Consider the following 24,469-nt stretch of genomic DNA (forward strand, 5'->3'; position numbering starts at 1 on the left):
TTAATTCACCGCTTCTTTCTTGTTTGAGAAGGTTCCGTTTATTACATCAACAGCGCCCTTCTGAACAATAAGCATCTGGTTGTTAAGTATATCATATGTTGATGCCTGTGCAGCTTCAAGCACTTTAACTTTTGGAATGTTTCTTCCTGATTTATAAACCAATGTCGAGTTTTCTTTTGTAAGTAATAAAACTTTTTTGCCTGAGACTTTTAATGCGCTAAGCATTTTTACAAAATCTTTTGTCTTTGGCTGTTCAAAATTAAAATCTTCAACGATCATAAACTGCTCATCTTTTACTTTATAACTGAGAGCAGATTTCCTGGCAAGTCGTTTTACTTTCTTTGGTAAATCCTGTTTATACAGATGCGGCTTGGGTCCGAAAATAGTTCCACCGCCAACCCATAATGGTGAACGGGATGTACCGGCTCTTGATCCGCCTCTTCCTTTTTGCTTCCATGGTTTTTTGCCGCCGCCGCTAACCTCTCCGCGCTCTTTTGACTTATGCGTACCTTGTCTCTGATTAGCACGGTATGCTTTTACTGCGAGGTATATAGCGTGATCGTTCGGTTCAATTCCGAATATATCATCAGCAAGTTCAAGCTTTTCGCCTGAAGTTGAACCATCAATTTTATAAATATCAAAAGTCATTTTAATCTCAACTTACTTCTTTAACAATTCAACAAAAGTGTTAACTGAACCGGGCACTGCGCCTTTTACAAGGATAATGTTTTCTTCAGGCAGAACTTTAACAACCTTAAGGTTCTGGACAGTTACATTTTCAAATCCTTTTCTTCCAGCCATTCTCTGACCTTTAAAAACTCTTGAAGGATATGAACTCGCGCCGATAGAACCGGGCGCTCTTAATCTGTCGCTCTGTCCATGAGTAGTACCGCCAACACCGCCAAATCCATGGCGTTTCATAACTCCCTGAAATCCTTTTCCTTTGCTTCGCGCACGAACTTTAATTTTTTCACCTTCACTAAACAGATCAACTTTAACTTCGTCACCTACTTTGTAACCGGATACATCATTTGATCGGAACTCTTTCAATACCCTTGAAATCGGCAATTCTTTTTTCTTGAATTGTGCAGCCAAAGGTTTGGTTACATTCTTTTCTTTTCTTTCTCCAAATCCTAACTGCAGTGCTTCGTAACCATCTTTTTCTTTTGTTCTGACTGAAACAACTTTGCAGGGTCCGGCAAGAATAACGGTAACGGGAATTAATTCACCATCATTTCCGAATACGCTTGACATTCCTATTTTTTTACCGATTAAACCTGTCATCTTAATTCCTCATTCATTAAAGCTTGATCTCAATATCAACACCCGCCGGTATATCAAGTTTACTCAATGAATCGACGGTTTTATTGTTGGAATTATGAATATCAATAATTCTTTTGTGAGCTCTGGTTTCAAACTGCTCTCTTGATTTTTTATCTACGTGAGGAGATCTCAATACTGTATATACAGTTCTTTTCGTAGGCAGCGGAATAGGTCCTGAAACCACAGCACCCGTACTTCTAACAGTCTTGATTATTTTTTCAGTTGATTTATCAATTAAGATATGATCATATGATTTCAACTTTATTCTAATCTTTTGTCCGGCCACTTAAAAATCTCCTTCTAATTTTCAGATAGAAAAAGGGAGATGCTCTCTCCCTTTTCCATTGTATTTTTTATTCAATAATCTTTGTAACAACACCTGAACCAACTGTTCTACCGCCTTCACGGATAGCGAATCTTAACTTCTCTTCCATAGCGATAGGGGTAATAAGTTCAACTGAAAGTTTTACATTATCACCGGGCATAACCATTTCGGTACCTGCAGGTAATGTTGCAACACCTGTTACGTCAGTAGTTCTGAAATAAAACTGTGGTCTGTATCCGTTAAAGAATGGTGTATGTCTTCCACCTTCATCTTTTGAAAGTACGTATACTTCGCCTTCAAATTTCATGTGAGGAGTGATTGATCCGGTTTTAGCCAGAACCATTCCTCTTTCGATTTCATTTTTATCAACACCTCTTAACAGGATACCTGCGTTATCACCAGCCATTGCTGAGTCAAGTTCTTTTCTGAACATTTCGATACCTGTAACAACAGTCTTTTTGTGCAGACCTAATCCTATTAATTCAACTTCTTCCTGAATCTTAACCTGTCCTCTTTCAACTCTACCGGTTGCAACTGTACCACGACCGGTGATAGAGAAAACGTCTTCAACAGGCATAAGGAATGGTTTTTCAGTGCTTCTTTCCGGAATCGGAACATAGCTGTCAACAGCATCCATAAGTTCCCAGACACAGTTATATCTTTCGTCAGAAGGATCTGCATTGCTTGCACCGGCTTCAAGAGCCTTTAATGCTGAGCCTTTAATGATCGGAATTTCATCGCCGGGGAATTCATAAGAATTCAATAAGTCTCTTAATTCAACTTCAACTAATTCGATGAGTTCAGGATCATCAACCATATCAACTTTATTCATAAAAACTACAATTTTAGGAACACCAACCTGGCGTGCAAGGAGAATGTGCTCTCTTGTTTGAGGCATCGGACCATCTGTAGCAGCAACAACAAGTATAGCTCCGTCCATCTGTGCAGCACCTGTGATCATGTTCTTAACGTAGTCAGCGTGTCCCGGACAGTCAACGTGAGCGTAGTGCCTGTTGGCAGTTGAATACTCAACGTGAGCTGTCGCAATAGTAATACCTCTTTCTCTTTCTTCAGGAGCGTTATCAATACTATCAAAAGTTCTGATTGCAGATAAGCCCTTCTTAGCGAGAGCCATGGTGATGGCAGCTGTTAAAGTAGTTTTGCCGTGATCTACGTGACCAATTGTTCCTACGTTAACGTGAGGTTTACTCCTATCAAATTTTTCTTTTGCCATCTAATACTCCTTTATAGATAATTCTTTTATAATACTAATTAAACTGTTGATTTTTTTCCTAATGATTTTTCCGCAATTTCTTCTGCAATAGACTTTGGTACTTCCAGATAATAAGCAAACTGCATTGTGTAAATCGCGCGCCCCTGCGTCATTGATCTTAAAACCGTTGCATAGCCGAACATTTCTGATAAAGGTACGGTTGCCTTAATTACCTGTGCATCTTTTCTTGCTGAGAAACCTTCTATTTTTCCACGGCGTGAATTTAAATCACCCATTACATCACCGAGATATTCTTCCGGTGTAACAACTTCAACATCCATTATAGGCTCAAGAAGAATGGGCTTTGCTTTTTTTGCACCTTCTTTGAATGCAATTGATCCGGCAACCTTGAACGAAATTTCATCAGAGTCCACATCGTGGTATGAACCATCATATATTTTTGCTTTGATATCAACTACCGGGAATCCGGCAACGACACCGTTTCTCATTGCTTCCTGAATACCTGCAGAAACAGCCGGAATATATTCCTTGGGAACAGTACCGCCTACTATTGCATTAGTAAATTCAAAACCTTTTCCAGGTTCATTAGGTGAAAATTCAACCCAGACATGACCATATTTACCGCGTCCGCCGGACTGTTTAACAAACTTGCCTTCAGAGTTGACAGTTTGACTGATTGTCTCCCTGTAAGCTACCTGAGGTTTACCAACGTTTGCTTCAACTTTAAATTCTCTCTTCATACGGTCAACGAGAATTTCGAGATGCAATTCTCCCATACCGCTGATAAGTGTCTGACCTGTTTCTTCATCAACCTTTACTCTGAATGTAGGATCTTCATCTGAGAGTTTTACAAGTGATTCAGACAGTTTATCCTGATCAGCTTTTGTTTTTGGTTCGATAGCAATCTGGATTACCGGTTCGGGGAAAACTATTTTCTCAAGAACCACAGGATCATTTTCAGAACAAAGTGTATCACCCGTCTTTGTATATTTCAAACCAACAGCAGCAGCAATATCACCTGCTTTTACTTCAGTAATCTCTTCGCGGTGATTTGCATGCATTTGTAATAATCTGCTTATTCTTTCTTTTTTTCCACTGACTGAATTATAAATGTATGAACCCGATTCCAATTTGCCGGCGTACACTCTAAAGAATGTCAACTTGCCGACATAAGGATCATTCATAATCTTAAATGCCAGAGCAGTGAATTTTTCTTTCTCATCAATTTTTCGTTTAACGCTGTCGTTAATACCAATGTGATGTGCTTCTATCTCCTTGAAATCTGTCGGTGCGGGTAGAAAATCAACAACACAGTCTAATAGTTTCTGTACTCCCTTGTTCTTAAATGCTGATCCGCAAAGAACGGGAATAATTTTAAGTTCAATAGTTGCCTGTCGTAATACAGTTTTTATCTCTTCCGGAGAAATTGGTTTTCCTTCAAGATATTTTTCAAGAAGAGTATCATCAACATCAGATACAGCTTCCAGCATTTGAGTTCTGTATTTATTTGCAAGCTCAAGCAGGTCTTTGGGAATATCGATTTCGTCAAAGGTTGCACCGTAGGTTTCTTCATGGTACATCCTTGCCTTAAAAGTCATTAGATCGATAACTCCAGAGAATATATCACCTTCACCAATCGGCAAATTAATTGGTATTGCATTAGCTCCCAACCGATCCTTCATCATCTGAACAGCATTATAAAAATCAGCACCGGTACGGTCCATCTTATTTATGAATGCGATTCTAGGTACTCTGTATTTGTCTGCTTGTCTCCACACGGTTTCAGATTGCGGCTCAACACCTCCAACAGCGCAGAACAGCGCTACGGCACCGTCAAGCACTCTTAAAGATCTTTCAACTTCAACAGTAAAATCAACGTGACCAGGTGTGTCAATAATATTAATCTGATGGTCTTTCCAAAAACAAGTCGTGGCCGCACTGGTTATTGTTATACCTCGTTCCTTCTCCTGTTCCATCCAATCCATTGTGGCGGCACCATCATGTACTTCTCCTAAACGATGCAGTTTACCGGTATAGAATAATATTCTTTCGGTAGTAGTAGTTTTACCAGCATCGATGTGTGCCATTATGCCAATATTTCTAACTTTCTCTATATTATGTTTTACAGCCATTCCTTCTCTATATTAATTCAAATCAAAAATTATAAATCACCATTTGAAATGAGCAAACGCTTTGTTTGCTTCTGCCATCTTATGAGTATCTTCTTTTTTCTTTACTGCTGAACCTTCACCATTTGACGCAGCGATTAATTCTGAAGCGAGTTTCATAGGCATAGATTTTTCATTTCTGGCTCTCGAATAAGTTTTAATCCATCTCATTGCCAATGCAGAACGTCTTTCAGGTCTTACTTCTGTAGGAACCTGATATGTAGCTCCACCAACTCTTCTACTTCTTACTTCAATCATTGGCTGGGTGTTATTAATCGCTTTTCTAAAAACTTCAAGTCCAGGTTTTTTTGTACGTTCTTCAATAATTTCAAATGCATTATAAACCACTTCTCTGGCTTTCGATTTTTTTCCATCATACATAATTGAGTTGATGAATTTCGAAACCAGTACATCATTAAATTTTGGATCCGGTTTTAAATATTTTTTATCTGATCTTTTCTTTCTCATACTGATTATTTCGCTTTCGGTTTTTTAGCACCGTATTTGGATCTTCCTTTTTTTCTATCTTCCACTCCACTTGTATCTAATGTACCGCGGATGATATGATACCTGACACCGGGAAGGTCTTTTATTCTTCCGCCTCTGATCAAAACAATTGAGTGCTCCTGCAGATTATGTCCTTCTCCAGGTATATAAGCCGTAACTTCCTGACTATTTGTAAGCCTGACTCTCGCAACCTTTCTTAAAGCAGAATTAGGTTTTTTAGGTGTAGTTGTATACACTCTTGTACATACTCCTCTTTTCTGAGGGCAGGCATCCAAAGCCGGGGCTTTCTTTTTAGCCAGAATCTGAAGACGACCTTTTCTAACTAATTGATTTATTGTTGGCACAAAAAACTCCTGATCTAGTCAAGTATAAAAAATTTCAGACTTCAAATATAGTCGTTACCTAAAAATGAGTCAAGAAATTCATTTGATTTTTTAAGATTTATTTATTCATTTTCTAACTGGCTTCAACTGATTCTTCCGTAACAGATGCTGCCTGTTCTTCGGTCTTTAAAAGAATGCCTGAATATTTCTTTAAACCTGTTCCTGCAGGAATTAAGTGTCCCATTACGACATTCTCCTTTAATCCTAATAATTTGTCAACTTTTGCTTCAGTTGCAGCATTTGCCAGTACTTTTGTTGTTTCCTGGAATGACGCTGCCGAAATAAAGCTTTCGGTTGAAAGTGCAGCCTGGGTTATTCCAAGAAGCATATGCTCAAAAGTCGCCGGTTCAGCATCTCTTGATATTACTGGTTTCTTTCCCTTTTTCTTAAGGTCAGAATTTAATTCACGAAGCTTACTTTTGGCAATAAGTTGGCCATCTTTATACTTAGAATCACCTTTATCCTCGATGTAAGCCGTGGTAGATATTTTATTATTTTCTTCGATAAATTCATTTCGGTCAACCAGATCTTCTTCTAGGAATCTGGTATCACCAGGAGAAACGATTCTGATCTTTTGAAGCATTTGTCTTACAATAACTTCAATGTGTTTATCATTAATCTTTACGCCTTGAAGTCTGTAAACATCCTGAATTTCATTAACCAGGTATTCTTGAACAGCACTGGTACCCTTAATTTTGAGGATGTCATGTGGATTGATTGGACCGTCTGTAATTTTTTCACCGGCAGGTATCTCATCATTTTCCTGTACAAGAATATGTTTACCTAGCGGCACATTGTATTTCTTTTCATCTGATCCATCGATAGCCACAACCATGATCTCGCGCGAGCCTTTTTTACGGGCACCGAACTTGACAATACCTTCAATCTCAGAAACAATTGCAGGTTCCTGTGGACTTCGTGCTTCAAACAATTCAGTTACTCGTGGAAGACCCCCGGTAATATCTCTACTCTTTGATGCCTGCTTAGAGATTTTAGCAAGAATAGTTCCTGCTGAGACCGTTTCGCCTTCATCAACACTTAAATATGATCTGGTTGGAAGGTTGAATGATTTTTTGGTACCATCTTCACCTTCAATCATAATACTTGGAGTCAGATTTTTATCCTTCGATTCCATTACCACTTTTTGAACGTGACCTGTCTGTTCATCAGTAAGTTGATGCAAGGTTGTTCCGTCATTTAGATCAACATACTTAACACGTCCCGGAATATCAGAAAGTATAACAGAGTTGTAAGGATCGTGTGTATAAAGCGGTGCACGTTTTTTAATTCTGTCTCCGTCATTTACAACTAGTTCAGAACCGTAAGGGACATCGTATTTTTTTATCTGCCTGTTATTATCATCATAGATTCCAAGTACACCTCTACGACCCGTAACAACTTTTACGGAACCAAGGAAATCTGATTTTTCAACAAATGCGATTCTTTCAAACTTAACTGTTCCCTCAAGCGCAGATTCAACTTGTGACTGACTTGCGATACGTGATGATGTACCACCTAAGTGGAAAGTTCTCAACGTAAGCTGAGTACCAGGTTCACCAATTGATTGCGCAGCAACGATTCCGACTGCTTCACCAATCTCTACTATTTTTCCATTAGTTAAATTTCTTCCATAACATTTTGCACAAACACCACGTTTTGATTCACAGGTTAAAACGGTACGGATGTACACAGATTCAATGCTTGCATCTTCTATTTTTTCTGCAATAGTTTCTGTGATCATATTTCCGGCTTCAACAATCAATTCGTCGGTACGCGGATCGTAAACATCTTCCTGTGCCGTTCTGCCTGTAATACGTTCGGCAAGTGGCTCTCTTTCCTGTTCAACATCTTTTAAAGCAGTGATTTCGATACCGAGGATGGTGCCGCAATCTTCTTCTGAAATAATTACGTCCTGTGCAACGTCAACTAACCTTCTTGTAAGATATCCTGCATCGGCAGTTTTTAATGCAGTATCTGCCAAACCTTTTCTTGCACCGTGGGTTGAGATGAAGTATTCAAGAACTGTAAGACCTTCTTTGAAGTTAGCGACAATTGGGTTCTCGATAATTTCACCAGCCTGACCTGATAATGTCTTTTGAGGTTTCATCATCAGTCCTCTCATTCCGGCTAACTGTCTGACCTGTTCCTGCGAGCCTCTAGCACCAGAGTCAACCATCATGTGAAGTGAATTGAACCCATGATTATGAACACGGATTTTATCCATCAATGCTCTGGCAACATCATTAGTTGTATGCGTCCAAACGTCAATGATTTTATTGTAACGTTCAGCATCTGTAATAACACCCTGTTCGTGTTCGTTTAATATTGCTTCAACTTTTTTATTCGCTTTACCAATAAGGTTTACTTTTTCTTCAGGGATAATCATATCTGCATAGCTTACAGAAAGTCCGCCTGCTGTTGCATAACGGAATCCTGTATCTTTAAGATCATCAAGGAATTTTGCCGTGACTTTATTCCCGAGTTTCATAAACATCTGACCGATAAATCCGCCGAATGTTTTCTTTACTAACAGCTGATTGAAAAATCCCATTTCATTAGGAACAATCTGGTTGAAGAGTACTCTTCCAACAGTTGTTTCAATTGTATTACCATCTATCTTAACTTTTATTTTTGCATGAAGCCCAACTATCTTTGAATTGTACGCAATGATAACTTCATCGGGTGAACCGAATAACATTCCTTCACCCTTCTCACCCTCTTTAAGTTTGGTAAGATAGTAGCAGCCAAGAACGATATCCTGAGTAGGAACAACAATCGGACTTCCGTTCTGCGGTGAAAGAATATTATGACTGCTAAGCATGAGCAAAGATGCTTCAAGCTGCGCTTCATAAGATAAAGGAACGTGAACAGCCATCTGGTCACCGTCAAAGTCAGCGTTGAATGCCGTACACACCATCGGGTGCAACTGAATTGCTCTTCCGTCAATAAGAATCGGTTGAAAAGCCTGAATACCAAGTCTGTGCAAAGTCGGCGCACGATTAAGTAGTACCGGGTGCCCTTCAATTATTTTTGCAAGTATCTCCCATATAATAGGGTCTTTTCTATCAACGACTTTCCTTGCACTCTTTACTGTTTTATTATGTCCTCTTTCAATAAGTTTGCGGATGATGAACGGCTTGAACAATTCCACAGCCATATCTTTAGGCAAACCACACTGATGAAGTTTTAATTCAGGACCGACAACAATAACTGAACGACCTGAATAGTCAACTCTTTTTCCAAGGAGATTTTGTCTGAATCTTCCCTGTTTACCTTTAAGCATATCACTTAAAGATTTAAGCGGACGGTTATTATCACTTCTTACAGCACTGCCTCTTCTTGAATTGTCAAACAGTGCATCGACAGATTCCTGCAGCATTCTTTTTTCGTTACGAAGAATTACTTCAGGAGCTTTGATATCAATTAATCTTTTTAAACGATTGTTCCTGATGATCACTCTTCTATAAAGATCGTTAAGATCGCTTGTTGCAAATCTTCCGCCTTCAAGAGGAACAAGAGGTCTTAATTCAGGCGGTATAACCGGGATGTAACTAAGTACCATCCAATCGGGTCTGTTTGGAACTTTACCTTCTTCTTCTTTAAATGCCTCAAGCACTCTTAATCTTTTAAGAAGGTCAGCCTTTTTCTGCTGAGATGTTTCAACCTTTAACTGATCGCGTAACTCTTTTGATAATTTTTCAACATCAGTATTACGCAAAATATCTTTTACTGCATCGCCGCCGATTTTTGCTACGAATTTTTTAGGATCGGTGTCATCAAGTTTTTCATTACCGGCTGGTAGTGAATTTAAAACTTCAAAGTATTGATCTTCTGAAATCAAATCCTTTTTGCTTAATCCGGTTGGACCAGGATTGATAACAACATAAGATTCATAATAAATAATCTTCTCTAATTCTTTAAGACTTACACCGATTATGTTTCCTATCTTTGATGGCTGTGCTCTGAAAAACCAGATGTGCACAACAGGAACTGCAAGTCCTATATGTCCCATTCTTTCGCGGCGAACACTTTTTTGTGTTACTTCAACACCGCATCTGTCACAGATGATACCTTTGTAACGGATTCGTTTATACTTACCGCAAAAACATTCCCAGTCACGTGTAGGACCAAAAATTTTCTCGCAGAACAATCCGTCTTTTTCAGGTCTGAAAGAACGGTAATTAATTGTTTCAGGTTTTGTTACTTCACCATAAGATCTCGATAATATATCATCAGGGCTTGCCAGGCTTATTGTTATGCTGGCTATATCTTTCATTGCATTTTCTTGAACTCTATAAGGCATTTTATATATCTCCTAATTTCTAAGTGAAAAAATGTTCAGCTATTAATTAATTTTTATATCGAGTCCAAGACCCTGGAGCTCTTTAATTAATACGTTGAACGATTCAGGAATATTTGGTTCCTGTAGGTTTTCACCCTTAACAATAGACTCATAAATTTTTGCTCTACCGGCAACGTCATCACTTTTTACAGTGAGGATTTCCTGAAGTATGTGCGAAGCGCCATAACCTTCAAGCGCCCAAACTTCCATTTCTCCGAAACGCTGGCCGCCGAATTGTGCTTTACCACCAAGCGGCTGCTGAGTAATGAGAGAGTATGGTCCAATAGACCTTGCATGAATTTTATCATCAACAAGGTGGCTTAGTTTAAGCATATAAATATATCCGCAGGTAACTTTTTGATGGAAAGGATCGCCTGATCTTCCATCATGCAAAGTAGATTTACTGCCTTTTTCCAAGCCGGCTTTCTCTAACCATTCATCTACATCTTCCATTTTGGCGCCGTCAAATATCGGAGTTGAGAATTTTACTCCGAGCATCTTACCAGCCCAGCCTAAAGCTGTTTCGTAAAGCTGACCAAGATTCATACGTGAAGGTACACCAAGTGGATTAAGAATTATATCAACGGGTGTTCCATCCGGAAGGAACGGCATATCTTCTATCGGAACTATTTTGGCAACAACACCTTTGTTACCGTGTCTTCCCGCCATTTTATCACCGACAGAAAGTTTTCTCTTTTTAGCCACATAAACTTTAGCTAACTGAACAATTCCCGGAGGTAGTTCATCGCCACCGGCAATTTTAACTTTTTCACGCTTGAAGTCTTCTTCAATTTCCGCAACTACATCAAAATAGTTTTTAAATAATAATTTGATGTGGTTGTTTGTTTTCTTTGTATCGAACCACTCTAATGTGTAATCAAGTTTTGTAACATCATCAAGCTGAGCAAAAGTTGTTTCTTTGATTGTAGTACCGCTGCGGATTACAACACTGCCATCAAGATCCCTGATTCCGGTTGTTGTTAAACCGTCTGTGATCTTCGTTAATTTTTCAATCAGTTTGTCATAAGCGTTTTGTAAGTTTTGCTTATGCTGATTTTCAAGATTATCTAAAACTTTCTTCTCAGTTTTTTTAGCATCGCCGTCTCTTTTCTTTCTGCTAAATAAACGAGTCTTAATAACTGTTCCTTTAATTCCCGGAGGCGCTTTCAGTGAAGCATCTTTCACGTCACCAGCTTTATCTCCGAATATAGCCCTTAATAATTTTTCTTCCGGTGTAGGATCAGTTTCACCTTTTGGTGTAATTTTTCCTATAAGAATATCATTCTCTTTTACCTCAGCGCCTTCTCTGACTATGCCATACTCATCAAGATTTTTTACAGCCTCTTCGCTTACGTTAGGAATTTCACGCGTGAGTTCTTCTTCACCACGTTTTGTTTCTCTTACTTGTAATTCAAATTCTTCAATGTGAATAGATGTATAAACATCTTCGCTTACAACACGTTCACTGATAATGATAGCATCTTCAAAGTTATATCCTCTCCACGGCATAAACGCTACAAGCACGTTTCTTCCAAGGGCAAGTTCTCCATTGTCAGTTGAAGTACCGTCTGCAAGTACATCACCGGTGATTACTCTTTGTCCTTGTTTTACTATCGGACGCTGATTAACACAAGTCTCCTGGTTAGTACCATTAAACTTTGTCAGCCTGTAAGTGACTCTTCTTACATCGTTGAAACTAGTAAGAGCCTCTACACTATTTGGATTAATATCATACTTGACTGTTATCATATTAGCATCAACAAATTCAACTACGCCATTATCTTCAGCAAGGATAACAGCTCTTGAATCTGTAGCAAGTTTCTTTTCCATTCCGGTGCCTACAATTGGGGCTTCGGGTCTTAACAATGGAACAGCCTGGCGCTGCATGTTTGAACCCATCAATGCTCTGTTCGCATCGTCGTGTTCAAGGAATGGAATTAATGCAGCTGCAGTACTAACGATTTGTGCAGGGGCAACATCCATAAATTGAATGTGATCAGGAGTCACAATCGGAAACTCACCTTTATACCTTGACTTAACTCTTTCATTAACAAATTTAGATTGTTCGGTTAACGGGGCATTTGCCTGAGCAATTGTGAAGTTATCTTCTTGTTCAGCAGTAAGGTAATGAACTTCCTCAAGCACTTTTCCTTTTTGTACTTTTCTATATGGAGTTTCAAGAAAACCATAACGGTTAACTCTTGCAAATATTGTAAGTGACGAAATCAAACCGATGTTCGGACCTTCAGGTGTTTCAATCGGGCACAATCTACCGTAATGTGTGTAGTGAACGTCACGAACTTCAAATCCGGCTCTTTCACGTGTTAATCCACCAGGTCCTAAAGCTGACATTCTTCTCTTGTGTGTAATTTCAGCAAGAGGATTTGTCTGATCCATAAACTGGCTAAGCTGGTTGGTACCGAAGAATGCATTGATAACACTGCTGATTGTTCTAGCATTAACAAGATCCTGGGGAGTAAAGTTTTCATTATCACGCATGTTCATACGTTCTTTTATGGTTCTAGCCATACGCGCCATACCAATGTTGAACTGCTGACCGAGTTGTTCTCCTACCGTACGTATTCTTCTGTTGCCAAGATGATCTATATCATCAACGCTTTCAACACCACCCTTAAGTTTGATGATGTATTTCATAATTGCGATGATATCTTCGACTGTAAGTATTGTAGTTGTTTCCGGTATTTCCAGTTTCAACTTATCATTCATCCTGTGACGACCAACATCACCAAGATCATAACGCTTATCATTGAAGAAAAGTTTTTCAATCAATGCTTCAGCGGTTTCAATATCCGGAGCCTCGCCTGAACGCAGTTGTCTGTAAATAGCAAATAAGGCTTCTTCACGGGTATGAGAAGTATCTTTTCTTAAAGTATTAACAATCAAATCACTGTCAGGACCTGCGTCTGACTTGATAAGTTTAAGAGTATCGACTTCTGCTTCTCCTAATCTTTCAACGTCTTCTTCCGTCAGAATGCTATCCTTGGTTAGAAAAATTTCACCTGTTGACATATCAAATACATCGCTGGCAATTGCACGACCGATATACTCTTCAATTTTTACTTTTTTTACTTTTATTTCTTCAACAAGGTTAAAGAGGTCGAGAATTTCTTCATCTGATGCAAAATTAAGTGCACGAAGTAAAGTGGTTGCCGGGAATTTTTTCCTTCTGTCGATATAAACATACATGATATAGTTTATGTCTGTTGCAAATTCTACCCAGGAACCGCGTAGCGGGATTATTCGTGCAGAATAAATTGGAGTGCCGTTTGGATGAACCGTTTGACTGAAGGCAACACCAGGAGAACGATGCAATTGCGATACAACAACACGCTCGGCTCCATTAATTATAAAGGTACCTTTGTTAGTCATGAACGGAAGGTTACCAAGATAAACTTCCTGCTCAACAGTATTTACAAATTCTTCAGTTTCCGGATCTTTAGTTGAAAGACGCAGTTTCCCTTTAAGAGGTGTAGCAAATGTTAACCCACGCTCAAGACATTCAAGTACTGAGTACCGCGGTTTTTCAACATAATATTCTATAAAATCTAAGCGATAATTTTCCTTGTTGTCGAAGATGGGGAAATTGCTGCTGAATACAGCCTGAAGCCCTTTGTTCTCCCTTAAATCGGGCTCTGTTTTCAGTTGGACAAAATCTTCGAATGAATCCGTCTGTATACTTAATAGATCTGGAGCTGAAATTACTGAAGGGATTTTACCGAAGGAAATTCTTTGATTGTTCAATTATAAACCTCCAATTTTAATTCAAATTCTAACATTTCTGTCAATATCATTCAATCACTTATAACATAAAAAGCGATAAGACGGACTTCACCCGCTTATCACTTTTTAATATGCGTAAATCTAAACGTACTAGTTATTACTTAACTTCTACTGAAGCACCAGCTTCTTCAAACTCTTTTTTGAGTTTTTCAGCTTCGTCTTTAGAAATTCCTTCTTTGACTGGTTTTGGAGCTGTGTCAACAAGATCTTTAGCTTCTTTCAAACCTAATCCTGTGTGAGCACGAACAACTTTAATTACGTTGATCTTTTTATCTCCTGCAGAAACGAGGATGACATCAAATTCTGTTTTTTCTTCAACAGGCGCACCACCAGCTGCAGGCGCACCACCGGCTGCTACAACAACAGGTGCTGCTGCTGTAACACCAAATTCATCTTCAAGTGCTTTTTTAAGTTCTGCAGCTTCTAAAAGCGACATTCCTTTAATAAGTTCTAAAGCTTGACCAACTTTTTCTGACATTTTATTTTTCTCCTGATAATTTTTTCAAATTTTATTACGCTGCTTTTTTCTTAGAGATCTCATCAACTACGCTAACAAGGTCTCTCATTACAGCGTTAATTGCGCCAACAACACCTGAAACAGGTGAATTGAGGCTTCCTAAAATACCTGCAATGATTTCATTCTTAGACGGCAGGCTAGCCAATTGATTTAACTGGTTGCCATCATAAAATTGATTTTCAATATAACAGGCTTTTAAAGATAGTTTTTGTGTTGTATCGAAGTACTTCTTGATGATTTTTGCAGGTGCGACCGGATTATGAGAAGCGAATGCATATCCTGTCATTCCTACTAAATGATCACCAAGTTTATCAAACTTTTCAGATTCAGTAATTGCGCGTTTAAATAAAGTATTCTTTATTACTTTATATCTAACACCTTCCTTGCGGAATTCATTCCTGATCTGATTTATATCCTCTACCGTAATACCGGTATAGTCTGTCAGATAAACTGCTGAAGCACTTTCAATCATTTCTTTTATTTCTGAAATGATTTCAGATTTTTCAGTTTTGTTCATGTTTCTCCTATTACAGAGGTTTTGTTATCTATTCTGTTAGAAGCATTAACAGAGTGCGTAAACTTTTTAAAGTGCAACTTCTTCTTTACTAATTTTTAATCCTGGACCCATCGTGCTTGATAAATAAAGGCTCTTGATATATTGTCCTTTTGCGGTTGAAGGTTTAAGCTTAACGATGGTATTTAAAAAAGCGTGAGTGTTTTCAGCTAATTTTTCTGCATCAAAATTTAATTTGCCTAGAGAAGTATGAACAATACCGGCTTTTTCAACGCGGAATTCAATTTTCCCGGCTTTAACTTCTTTAACAGCTTTTGCCACATCCATTGTTACTGTGCCGCTTTTAGGATTCGGCATTAATCCTTTTGGTCCTAAAACTTTACCAAGTTTTCCAAGTTCACCCATTGAATCCGGTGTCGCAATTACCACATCAACATCAGCCCAACCGCCTTTTATTTTTTCTAGATATTCTTCAAAGCCGGCAAAATCAGCGCCTGAATCAAGCGCTTCCTGTGCCTTGGCACCTTTGGCAATAACCAAAACCTTAACTTCTTTACCTGTTCCATTCGGTAAAGAAACGGTTCCTCTGACCATCTGGTCAGCATGTCTTGGATCCACTCCTAATCTGATGGCACAATCAAGTGACTCAACAAATTTTACTTTGGAGCTGTCCTGTAAAATTTTTATTGCATCTAAAATCAGATATTCTTTTGATTTATCCACTGATTTAGAAATTTCTTTATTTCTTTTTGTTTTTTGCATTTTACACCATCAAATTTCTTAGTTAGTCTTCTACTGTCAGTCCCATACTTCTTGCTGTACCGGCAACCATGCTCATTGCATGATCAATATCAAATGCATTAAGATCTGGCATTTTCATTTGAGCAATTTCTCTCACTTGAGCCTGGGTAACTTTTCCAATTTTGTTGCGATTCGATTCAGCCGAACCTTTATCAACCTTTGCTGCTTTTTTTAATAAAACAGCTGCCGGTGGAGTTTTTGTAATAAATGTGAATGATTTATCAGAATATACAGTGATTACGACAGGTATAATTAACCCATCTTTGTCTGAAGTTCTGGCATTAAACTGCTTACAAAACTCCATAATGTTAACACCTTTCTGACCTAACGCCGGTCCAACCGGTGGTGATGGATTAGCTTTACCTGCGGGAATCTGAAGCTTAATAAATCCACTTATTTTTTTTGCCATAAATTTACCTATTCAATAAAATGCTTTTTATTTTTCTAATTCTGCTTGAACAAAATCAATCTCAACAGGAGTTTTTCTACCAAAAATTGAAACAAGAACTTTTATTTTCATTTTTTCTTCGTTTACTTCCTGAACCGTTGCACTAAAATTATTGAATGGACCATCAATAATTTTAACAATATCTCCATTACGAAAAATCGTTTCAATTCTTTCACCACTTTCGTCCTGGGTTATTCTTCCAACTATTCTTTTTACTTCCTCCGGTTGAAGTGGGTTTGGGTTATTCCTGGTACCAAGAAATCCCATAACAGATTGAGTATTAAGAATAAACTCTTTTACCTGATTATCTAAATCAGCTTGAACGAGGATATATCCGGGAAAGAAATTCTTTGTTTTACTTTTTTTCTTGCCATCTTTAACTTCAAAGACTTTTTCAGTAGGAACTAAAATATCCTGAATTTTTGCTTTCAGCTGATCATTTTCAGCCATCTCGGACTCTAAAACACTTTTTACTTTGTTTTCATGCCCGGAAAATGTTCTAACTACATACCATTTATAATCCATAAAGTCTGAAGCCTAATAAATACCTTTAATAAATTCATTAATTACAAGATCAATCACATACGTGAAAGCAGCAATAACAAGGCAAACTACAATAACTATTGTGGTAGATTCTTTAAGTTCATTTTTTGTAGGCCAGGTCACTTTTTTCATTTCCTTTACCACATCATCAAAGAACTTTATTATTTTTTCTTTCATTTTATAACTTTCAGGATTTTAGTATGCACGTCAGGAGGGACTCGAACCCCCAACCTGCGGTTTTGGAGACCGCTGCTCTAGCCAATTGAGCTACTGACGTAGCTGAAATCATTTTGTTTCTTTGTGGATAGTATGCTTTTTATCCCAACGGCAATACTTTTTGAATTCAACTCTACCAGCGTGTAATCTTTTATTTTTTGTAGTAGTGTAATTTCTTCTTTTACACTCTGTACATTCTAATGTTATTATATCTCTCATAATTCTAATCTCATTTTGTTTGAGCTGACGACCGGGATTGAACCGGTGACCTCATCCTTACCAAGGATGTGCTCTACCAACTGAGCTACGTCAGCAATAAAATTATTATTTATTGCTTGAGCGGGAGACGGGACTCGAACCCGCGACCAACAGCTTGGAAGGCTGTGACTCTAGCCAACTGAGTTACTCCCGCAATCAATCATCAATATAAACAGAACATTTAATTTGAAATTCTATGTTGAAGAACCAGAAAGCTAATGACAACTTTTCTTTGTTACCATGTTCCCCAATATTTCAATAAAAATCGTTTTGTGGGCGGCGAGGGATTCGAACCCCCAAAGGCGTCAGCCAACGGATTTACAGTCCGCCCCGGCTCTCCAACTCCGGCGTCCGCCCGGATTTATAAACGAGCAACAAATATATTTGTTATGAAATAAAAATGCAAATAAAATCTATTGAATATGACATTCATTAATAAATATTGAGGCATGAGTTACAAAATTTCAATGTTTCCAAAGCTCACGGTCAAGGCTTCGGTATTGTATGGCTTCACTAATATGATTTGACATTATTTCTTCTGAACCATCAAGATCTGCAATCGTTCGGCTCACTTTCAAAATTCTATCATAAGCTCGCGCCGATAAACCCAGTTTTGTCATAGCCATTTTTAATAATTCAGAGCCCGGTTGATCTAATTTACAATATTGTCGTACTTCTTTAGTTCCCATGTCCCCATTATTAAAAATGTGTTTTAAGTCCTTAAATCTGTTAAACTGCACTTTCCTAGCGTTGATTACTCTTTTTCTTATTTCATTTGAACCTTCGCTCTTAATGTCAGATGAAAGTTCTTTGTATTTAACCGCTGGTACTTCGATGTGAATATCTATTCTGTCAAGAAGTGGTCCGGATATTTTGGACATGTACTTTTGAATAATTGGAGGCGAACATGTGCATTCTTTTGTTGGATCAGTAAAGAATCCACATGGGCAGGGATTCATTGCAGATGCTAACATAAAATTCGCAGGAAACTCTAATGATAACTTGGAGCGACTAACTGTGACTTTTGAATCTTCAAGTGGCTGCCTGAGAACTTCAAGTACATTCTTTTTGAATTCAGGCAATTCATCTAAAAATAAAACCCCATGATGAGCAAAAGATACTTCTCCCGGTCTGGGGAATGAGCCGCCGCCGACAAGTGCAGCATCTGACACAGTATGGTGCGGGCTTCTGAATGGTCTCTCAGTAACCAATGCCTGCTCTTTTGAAAGAATTCCAGCAACAGAATGAATCTTTGTTGTTTCCAGTGCTTCTTCAAATGATAATGGGGGAAGAATTGATGGGAGTCTTTTAGCCAGCATTGTTTTACCAGATCCAGGTGGACCTATCATTAAAATATTATGACTACCTGCAGCCGCTACTTCAAGTGCTCTTTTTACATTTTCCTGTCCTTTGACATCAGAAAAATCAAGTTGATAAACATTTATAGAAGAAAACAATTTTTCAGTTTTAACTTCTGTTTTAGTTTTTGAAATATCTCCCCTCAAAAACTGAACGACCTCTTCGAGATTTTTCATACCGTACACCTCAAGACCATCAACTATCGCGGCTTCTTCTGCTGATTCCAGGGGAAGTAAAATTCTTTTAAATCCCTTACGTTTTGCTTCAACTGAAATTGGAAGCACACCTTTCACCGGACGCAAGTTACCATCAAGTGAAAGCTCACCCAAAAATATTGTATCATCAATTAAGATATTTTCAAGAACTCCGGTAGCAGATAAAATTCCAACTGCGATAGGAAGATCAAAGGAACTTCCTTCTTTCCGAATATCCGCCGGTGCAAGATTGATCGTAACTTTTTTAAGAGGGAATTCCAATCCTGAATTCTTAATTGCCGCAGTTACCCGTTCACGACTTTCTTTTACTGCATTATCAGGTAACCCAACTATGATAAAATTAGGGATCTGTTTTTCGACATGAGTTTCAACTTCAAGAATGTAGGCATCAATTCCATAAGTTGCACTTGAGTATATTTTAGATAACATCTGAAATGCCTGCAGAAAATTATTAGAAAAAATTTAGAAGTGACTACTGACTAATTTTTCAGAACTTATTTTGCTAAAATCATTTTACGAGTCTGCGAGAACGATGGTGTTGTAACTTTATAAAGATAGATTCCGGATGGCAGTTCAGTACCATCAAAATTAAATTTATGCTGACCTTTTTCTAAAACACCATCCTGCAAAGTTACTACTTCCCTGCCCTCAAGATTATAAATCACTATATGTACTTCACTTGCTTCAAGCAAATCTACTACAATACTTGTTTTAGGATTAAATGGATTGGGGAAATTTTGTTCCACAATAACCTGATCTTCAAGCTTACCCTGACCTACTTTAACACTACCTGAATAAACTACACTGCCATCTTTATTCACTTGCTTTATCCTGTAATAAACTATTCCTGCAAGTTCATCAACAACATCTGTGTAAGAGTAAATTTTTTCCTGATCGTCAATTGCCTGAACTTTCACAACTTCTAAATAAGGCTGCGCCTGAATAGACTTTTCAAGAATATACACGGAAGCAATATTCTTCCCGACAGAATTCCAGTTAAGTTCAATCGAGTTTTTATATAGTGCAATATTAAGTTCCGGTGCAGTTGTAAATAGCGGTGCATCTGATTTTACAAGTTGAATTCCACCAAACTCTATTATTTGTTTTTGAAGCAGTGTGGTAAATTCATCACTTGTGTCAAACTTTAATAGAAGAAATGCATTCGAACCATCAAGTGTGTTACCGTTATAATTATTATTAATAAAGGCTTTGTTTATATCATCATCGAATTCTATTAATCTTAACTGTTCAATGTTGCAGCTTTTATTTTCAGCATTGATTTTAAATTTGAAACTCAGGTCAGCCGTGGATATTCCCGGTGGTAATTTTCCTTTGCTTAACAATTTTCCATCTGAAAAAAATCTTATTCGATCAGTATTTTTTTCAATAATGACTGAAATATGATTCCACATTTTTCTGCTGATGAATTCCGGTTTCGAGTATTCCAGTTCACTATCAATAAAATCAGTATAAACCATGAGATGCGGATTATACTTCAGTTCCAGAATATTTTTTTGTTGTCTTTTATCTTCAAGTGATAGTATTGATATATCCACATTATTTAATTTTAACCAAAAATCAAGAAGAAGATATTTTGCATTTTGCTCAGGCATCTTAATATTAAGATATGATTCCGAGGATAACTGAAGCGACCTGCCGGCGAGTTTTTGTGGTTTATAAAATTCTAAATTCAACTCGGTATAATATGGTTCGACTGATTCCTGGTAAAGATCATCCTCAGAATATGTACAATATCCAAGTATCTTGTTGTTATTCTTATATATTCCCGCGATCCCGATTTTATCAGCACTTACATTTTCGTTTTTGAAAGAAAGCAACACCTGGAAAAAATCGTTTGTTCCTAATGTAGAATCGGAAAAATCAACAACTATACTTTTATTTTTTTTCAAAGACTCTGAATTTTCAACTTCCAAAACTTTTAACTTTATTTTTTTACCCGAGTATCGAAGTTCTGCTGATTTTATTTCCGTACCTGATCCTGCTTGAATTAATATCTCAAGAACACTTGCGTTATTAAAAGCTTTGGTTGTTACAAATGATACTTCGAATGTTGAATTAACAGGGATGAATTTGGGAAATGAAAGATCGTAGTACTCTCGGTTTAATTGTGCAAATGCCGAAATGGCAAAAAGTACAACTACCAGCAATATTTTAATGACCTTAGTCATAGGGGTGGAGAAATTAACTACAAATAATTAAAACATCAACTATTTATAATTTCTCAAAAAGTCTATTCGTTCCTGAACCTGTGTTACCGGAACCAATAGTTTATCTTTTCCATACAGTGCATCAGCGCGATTGCTGAACGCTAGTTCATAATCTTTACTCATAACAATTGCTTCCTCGGGACAAACTTCTTCACAAAATCCGCAAAAAATACATCTCAACATATTTATCTCGAAGACTTCAGGATAACGTTCTTTTTCTCTTTCTGTTTCTGAAGCCTGAACTTCAATAGCTAAAGCCGGGCATACTCTTGAACAAAGTCCGCACGCCACGCATCTTTCTTCACCATTATTTTCCATTACAAGAACAGGGCGACCGCGGTAAGATGCCGGCGGATTAAATCTTTCTTCAGGATATTGCATGGTGAATTTTGGTTTGAACATATTTTTTAATGTTAAACCTAATCCTTTAACTATTTCAGGAATATAAATTCTTTCCCAAACTGTCAAATCTTTTGATCGTTTCTTAACTGGCATTAATACTCCCGGTAAAAACTTCTTTCACAAATTCATTAAATGATGATACACAAATCATAAATTAAAAATCATTATTAGTAATGCAACCCAGATAATATTAATTAATGATAACGGGAACATTACTTTCCATCCGAGATTCATTAACTGATCATATCTGAATCTTGGTAAACTCCATCGTACCCATAAGAAAAAGAATAACACAGCACCCATCTTTACAAAAAATGTTGCGACCTGAATAAGAACTGTTAACCAGGCAGGTAATCCGAATGTTGCAACATCAACAAACGGTAAGTTATATCCGCCAAGGTATAATGTAATGATAAGTCCGCTTGCAATTATCATATTAGCGTATTCCGCTAAAAAGAAACCTGCGAATTTCATACTGCTGTATTCGGTATGGAATCCACCGACTAATTCTGGTTCAGCTTCGGGTAAATCGAAAGGTAACCTGTTTGTCTCAGCAAATGCGGAAACAACAAATGTTATAAAACCGATTGGCTGTAGCCACATATTCCAGAGATAAGCTCCCTGACCTTCAACAATAGCAATTGGTCTTAGTGATTCTGATAAAAGTAGAACGCCGCCGATTGAAAATCCCATTGAGATTTCGTAAGAGATCATTTGAGCAGATGATCTGATTCCGCCTAATAATGAATATTTACTTCCCGATGACCAGCCTGCAAGTGTAATTGCGTAAACACCTAATGATGTAAGGGCAAGCACATATAATATTCCGATATTAACATCAGCGACAACGAGTGAAATGTTATAACCAAAAACTTCTATATTTCCTCCGATTGGTATAACAGCGTAAGTAGTAAAAGCAACGAACAATGCTATCATTGGTGCAATTGTATGTATTACTTTGCTTGCGTTGAACGGAACAATATCTTCTTTAAATAAAAGTTTTAATACATCAGCAAATGGTTGAAGAATTCCTTCCCATCCAACTCTGTTCGGACCTAAACGATTCTGTGCCCATGCGCTTACTCTTCTTTCAAAATACACTAAGTAAGAAACTGTGAGCAGCATTACTGTCAGTATAAAACCTATTTTGATAAGGGTAATAACCGCAATTTCAAGGATATTCATTTAATTATTTCTCCCTTATGCTTTAATAGTCTGTTCTGAAATTTTAATTTTTAATTTAGCGCCAAGTTCGCCGATGACATCGTAATCAAGTCCTTTAAATTCAGGAACTGTATTTACTATTTCATTAAACACTTCTTCCGCCATTGCAAACTTATATTTTTGTCCGAACATATTTGATAAACCGGCAAGTATTCTCCACGTTGCTTTTGCGTCGTGTTTAGTTCCGTTTGCCCACTTGTCATACTTTGTTCCGAATCTATCTAGCCTGCTCATTGACATTCCTTCAAGTGCGCGATCTTCTTCATTAAGCGCAACTGCAGGACGAATCCTTTGAACTCTTCCATCAAAATTAATTACAGTTCCGTTTTTCTCAGCATAAGTAGCTGCGGGAAAAACAATATCTGCAAGTGCTGTTGTTTTGTTAAAGTTTGCAGAGTGTACAATTAATAAATCCAATTTGGTTAAGATAGTTTCTAATTCTGAATTAAGAGAAACAACATCCTCTTCTATAATAAAGAGAGCTTTTATCTTTCCGTCTTTGATTGCATTTACAATTCCATCAAAGTTCAATCCTGACGAAGATGATTTTACTCCAAGTAATTCGGCTCCTAATGAGTTGGAAGTCATGTCAGATTTTCTGAGAATATCATCAGCAAATTCGGGATCATTCTTTTTTATGAAATCGATATTCTTTGTTCCTAAAACTGATTTTGCAAATTTTGAAACCATAAAATCATCTTCGCATGTAGAAGATGCTGAGCCAATAACTGCAATTTCATCTTTCTTAAATGATCTCAATTCTTTAGCTGCTAATTGAAATGCTTCATCCCAATCAACTTTTACTAATGAACCATCTCTTCTGATATGTGGTCCGTCAACTCTTTCTTCATTTACAAATTTGAATGTGCTTAATCTTCCGTGATCACACATCCAGTAGCTGTTAACTTCTTCATTAAGTCTTGGTGTTATTCTCAATACTTTATTGTTACGTACCCATAAATCAATATTGCACCCGCGTGAGCAGCCCTGGCAAATTGTTTTTGTCGATGACATATCCCAGACTCTTGCGTTAAATCTGAAATCTCTGTTTGTCAACGCGCCAACAGGACAAATATCAGTTGTATTTAGTGAATAAGGATTATCCATTTGCTGACCGGGATAAGTAACGATTGTAACTCTGTCGCCTCGTTTAACAAAAGTAAGTTCCGGATCTTTTGCAATCTCATCGCAGAAGCGGATACACCGCGAACAGGAAATACAACGTTCAGCATCAAACATAACATAAGGACCGAGTTCAACTCTTTTATCTTTGTGAACTTTCTCTTCAACAAACCTGCTTTCACCTGCTGAATGTGAATAAGCATAATCCTGAAGTTTGCACTCACCCGCCTCATCGCAAATAGGACAATCAAGCGGATGATTGATCAATATAAATTCCATAACAGCATTACGAGCGGCAAGAGTTTTTTCTGATTGTGTATGAACAACCATTCCTTCAGCCGCAATTGTTGAACAAGCGATAACAAGCTTTGGCATTTTTTCAACTTCAACCAAACATACGCGGCAGTTGCCGGAAACAGATAAAGAAGGATGCCAGCAAAAATGCGGGATGTCAATCCCGACCGCTTTGGCAGCTTCTATAATCGTCTGTCCCTGTGTAAACTCTATTTCTTTTCCATCTATAATAAAATTAGGCATAG

General features: G+C 37.7%; 21 protein-coding genes and 4 tRNA genes. All 25 read right to left on the bottom strand.

The window, feature by feature from the left end:
* The 25 genes from rplD to IPM56_12145 all read right to left on the bottom strand — a co-directional run bounded on the left by rplD (nucleotide 1) and on the right by IPM56_12145 (nucleotide 24,467).
* Nucleotides 1-648 carry a 50S ribosomal protein L4 gene (gene rplD, locus IPM56_12025; protein QQS34985.1) on the bottom strand — a complete coding sequence of 216 codons (648 nt, stop codon included), beginning with the start codon at nucleotides 646-648 and terminating at the stop codon, nucleotides 1-3.
* Between the two features lie 12 nt (nucleotides 649-660).
* Complete coding sequence (rplC, locus tag IPM56_12030; protein QQS34986.1) at nucleotides 661-1,284, bottom strand: 50S ribosomal protein L3; 624 nt, start codon at nucleotides 1,282-1,284, stop codon at nucleotides 661-663.
* A 16-nt stretch (nucleotides 1,285-1,300) separates the two neighbouring features.
* Complete coding sequence (gene rpsJ, locus IPM56_12035) at nucleotides 1,301-1,609, bottom strand: 30S ribosomal protein S10 (protein QQS34987.1); 309 nt, start codon at nucleotides 1,607-1,609, stop codon at nucleotides 1,301-1,303.
* Between the two features lie 67 nt (nucleotides 1,610-1,676).
* The gene (gene tuf / locus IPM56_12040; GenBank protein ID QQS34988.1) at nucleotides 1,677-2,882 is read right to left on the bottom strand and encodes an elongation factor Tu; all 1,206 of its coding nucleotides are present in this window, start codon (nucleotides 2,880-2,882) and stop codon (nucleotides 1,677-1,679) included.
* A 38-nt stretch (nucleotides 2,883-2,920) separates the two neighbouring features.
* On the bottom strand, nucleotides 2,921-5,014 hold the full coding sequence (gene fusA / locus IPM56_12045) for an elongation factor G (protein ID QQS34989.1): 2,094 nt from the start codon (nucleotides 5,012-5,014) through the stop codon (nucleotides 2,921-2,923).
* Between the two features lie 36 nt (nucleotides 5,015-5,050).
* Nucleotides 5,051-5,518 (bottom strand): 30S ribosomal protein S7, encoded by a 468-nt coding sequence (gene rpsG / locus IPM56_12050; GenBank protein ID QQS34990.1) that lies wholly within the window; start codon nucleotides 5,516-5,518, stop codon nucleotides 5,051-5,053.
* A gap of 5 nt (nucleotides 5,519-5,523) precedes the next feature.
* Complete coding sequence (locus tag IPM56_12055; protein ID QQS34991.1) at nucleotides 5,524-5,901, bottom strand: 30S ribosomal protein S12; 378 nt, start codon at nucleotides 5,899-5,901, stop codon at nucleotides 5,524-5,526.
* Between the two features lie 112 nt (nucleotides 5,902-6,013).
* Nucleotides 6,014-10,243, bottom strand: coding sequence for a DNA-directed RNA polymerase subunit beta' (rpoC, locus tag IPM56_12060; protein ID QQS34992.1), 4,230 nt, complete (start codon nucleotides 10,241-10,243; stop codon nucleotides 6,014-6,016).
* A 42-nt stretch (nucleotides 10,244-10,285) separates the two neighbouring features.
* Entirely contained in the window at nucleotides 10,286-14,044 is a 3,759-nt protein-coding gene (gene rpoB, locus IPM56_12065) for a DNA-directed RNA polymerase subunit beta (GenBank protein ID QQS34993.1), read from the bottom strand.
* A 136-nt stretch (nucleotides 14,045-14,180) separates the two neighbouring features.
* On the bottom strand, nucleotides 14,181-14,561 hold the full coding sequence (gene rplL, locus IPM56_12070; GenBank protein QQS34994.1) for a 50S ribosomal protein L7/L12: 381 nt from the start codon (nucleotides 14,559-14,561) through the stop codon (nucleotides 14,181-14,183).
* 34 nt (nucleotides 14,562-14,595) lie between these two features.
* Nucleotides 14,596-15,117 (bottom strand): 50S ribosomal protein L10, encoded by a 522-nt coding sequence (gene rplJ / locus IPM56_12075; protein ID QQS34995.1) that lies wholly within the window; start codon nucleotides 15,115-15,117, stop codon nucleotides 14,596-14,598.
* A gap of 66 nt (nucleotides 15,118-15,183) precedes the next feature.
* Nucleotides 15,184-15,876 carry a 50S ribosomal protein L1 gene (locus IPM56_12080; GenBank protein QQS34996.1) on the bottom strand — a complete coding sequence of 231 codons (693 nt, stop codon included), beginning with the start codon at nucleotides 15,874-15,876 and terminating at the stop codon, nucleotides 15,184-15,186.
* Nucleotides 15,877-15,898: 22 nt separating this feature from the next.
* Nucleotides 15,899-16,324, bottom strand: a complete 426-nt coding sequence (rplK, locus tag IPM56_12085; protein QQS34997.1) for a 50S ribosomal protein L11 — start codon at nucleotides 16,322-16,324, stop codon at nucleotides 15,899-15,901.
* A 27-nt stretch (nucleotides 16,325-16,351) separates the two neighbouring features.
* Complete coding sequence (gene nusG / locus IPM56_12090; protein QQS34998.1) at nucleotides 16,352-16,888, bottom strand: transcription termination/antitermination factor NusG; 537 nt, start codon at nucleotides 16,886-16,888, stop codon at nucleotides 16,352-16,354.
* Between the two features lie 12 nt (nucleotides 16,889-16,900).
* Complete coding sequence (gene secE, locus IPM56_12095) at nucleotides 16,901-17,083, bottom strand: preprotein translocase subunit SecE (protein ID QQS34999.1); 183 nt, start codon at nucleotides 17,081-17,083, stop codon at nucleotides 16,901-16,903.
* Nucleotides 17,084-17,109: 26 nt separating this feature from the next.
* Nucleotides 17,110-17,183, bottom strand: a tRNA-Trp gene (locus tag IPM56_12100).
* 8 nt (nucleotides 17,184-17,191) lie between these two features.
* On the bottom strand, nucleotides 17,192-17,341 hold the full coding sequence (rpmG, locus tag IPM56_12105; protein ID QQS35000.1) for a 50S ribosomal protein L33: 150 nt from the start codon (nucleotides 17,339-17,341) through the stop codon (nucleotides 17,192-17,194).
* A gap of 22 nt (nucleotides 17,342-17,363) precedes the next feature.
* Nucleotides 17,364-17,436 (bottom strand) — tRNA-Thr (locus tag IPM56_12110).
* 24 nt (nucleotides 17,437-17,460) lie between these two features.
* Nucleotides 17,461-17,534 (bottom strand) — tRNA-Gly (locus IPM56_12115).
* Between the two features lie 119 nt (nucleotides 17,535-17,653).
* A tRNA-Tyr gene (locus tag IPM56_12120) sits at nucleotides 17,654-17,737 on the bottom strand.
* A 107-nt stretch (nucleotides 17,738-17,844) separates the two neighbouring features.
* On the bottom strand, nucleotides 17,845-19,383 hold the full coding sequence (locus IPM56_12125; GenBank protein QQS35001.1) for a YifB family Mg chelatase-like AAA ATPase: 1,539 nt from the start codon (nucleotides 19,381-19,383) through the stop codon (nucleotides 17,845-17,847).
* 65 nt (nucleotides 19,384-19,448) lie between these two features.
* Nucleotides 19,449-21,143 carry a T9SS type A sorting domain-containing protein gene (locus tag IPM56_12130; protein ID QQS35002.1) on the bottom strand — a complete coding sequence of 565 codons (1,695 nt, stop codon included), beginning with the start codon at nucleotides 21,141-21,143 and terminating at the stop codon, nucleotides 19,449-19,451.
* Nucleotides 21,144-21,182: 39 nt separating this feature from the next.
* A complete protein-coding gene (gene nuoI / locus IPM56_12135) occupies nucleotides 21,183-21,677 on the bottom strand; it encodes an NADH-quinone oxidoreductase subunit NuoI (protein ID QQS35003.1) in 495 nt (164 codons plus the stop codon).
* Between the two features lie 54 nt (nucleotides 21,678-21,731).
* On the bottom strand, nucleotides 21,732-22,769 hold the full coding sequence (nuoH, locus tag IPM56_12140) for an NADH-quinone oxidoreductase subunit NuoH (protein ID QQS35004.1): 1,038 nt from the start codon (nucleotides 22,767-22,769) through the stop codon (nucleotides 21,732-21,734).
* 15 nt (nucleotides 22,770-22,784) lie between these two features.
* A complete protein-coding gene (locus IPM56_12145) occupies nucleotides 22,785-24,467 on the bottom strand; it encodes a molybdopterin-dependent oxidoreductase (protein ID QQS35005.1) in 1,683 nt (560 codons plus the stop codon).
* Nucleotides 24,468-24,469 lie beyond the last annotated feature (2 nt).

The sequence above is a fragment of the Ignavibacteriales bacterium genome, from assembly GCA_016700155.1.
GTDB lineage: Bacteria > Bacteroidota > Ignavibacteria > Ignavibacteriales > Ignavibacteriaceae.

Coding starts and splice junctions, on each gene's coding strand:
- rplD (QQS34985.1), bottom strand. CDS start 648: ATGACTTTTGATATTTATAAAATTGATGGTTCAACTTCAGGCGAAAAG.
- rplC (QQS34986.1), bottom strand. CDS start 1,284: ATGACAGGTTTAATCGGTAAAAAAATAGGAATGTCAAGCGTATTCGGA.
- tuf (QQS34988.1), bottom strand. CDS start 2,882: ATGGCAAAAGAAAAATTTGATAGGAGTAAACCTCACGTTAACGTAGGA.
- fusA (QQS34989.1), bottom strand. CDS start 5,014: ATGGCTGTAAAACATAATATAGAGAAAGTTAGAAATATTGGCATAATG.
- rpsG (QQS34990.1), bottom strand. CDS start 5,518: ATGAGAAAGAAAAGATCAGATAAAAAATATTTAAAACCGGATCCAAAA.
- rpoC (QQS34992.1), bottom strand. CDS start 10,243: ATGCCTTATAGAGTTCAAGAAAATGCAATGAAAGATATAGCCAGCATA.
- rplL (QQS34994.1), bottom strand. CDS start 14,561: ATGTCAGAAAAAGTTGGTCAAGCTTTAGAACTTATTAAAGGAATGTCG.
- rplJ (QQS34995.1), bottom strand. CDS start 15,117: ATGAACAAAACTGAAAAATCTGAAATCATTTCAGAAATAAAAGAAATG.
- IPM56_12080 (QQS34996.1), bottom strand. CDS start 15,876: ATGCAAAAAACAAAAAGAAATAAAGAAATTTCTAAATCAGTGGATAAA.
- rplK (QQS34997.1), bottom strand. CDS start 16,324: ATGGCAAAAAAAATAAGTGGATTTATTAAGCTTCAGATTCCCGCAGGT.
- nusG (QQS34998.1), bottom strand. CDS start 16,888: ATGGATTATAAATGGTATGTAGTTAGAACATTTTCCGGGCATGAAAAC.
- secE (QQS34999.1), bottom strand. CDS start 17,083: ATGAAAGAAAAAATAATAAAGTTCTTTGATGATGTGGTAAAGGAAATG.
- rpmG (QQS35000.1), bottom strand. CDS start 17,341: ATGAGAGATATAATAACATTAGAATGTACAGAGTGTAAAAGAAGAAAT.
- IPM56_12125 (QQS35001.1), bottom strand. CDS start 19,383: ATGTTATCTAAAATATACTCAAGTGCAACTTATGGAATTGATGCCTAC.
- IPM56_12130 (QQS35002.1), bottom strand. CDS start 21,143: ATGACTAAGGTCATTAAAATATTGCTGGTAGTTGTACTTTTTGCCATT.
- nuoI (QQS35003.1), bottom strand. CDS start 21,677: ATGCCAGTTAAGAAACGATCAAAAGATTTGACAGTTTGGGAAAGAATT.
- nuoH (QQS35004.1), bottom strand. CDS start 22,769: ATGAATATCCTTGAAATTGCGGTTATTACCCTTATCAAAATAGGTTTT.
- IPM56_12145 (QQS35005.1), bottom strand. CDS start 24,467: ATGCCTAATTTTATTATAGATGGAAAAGAAATAGAGTTTACACAGGGA.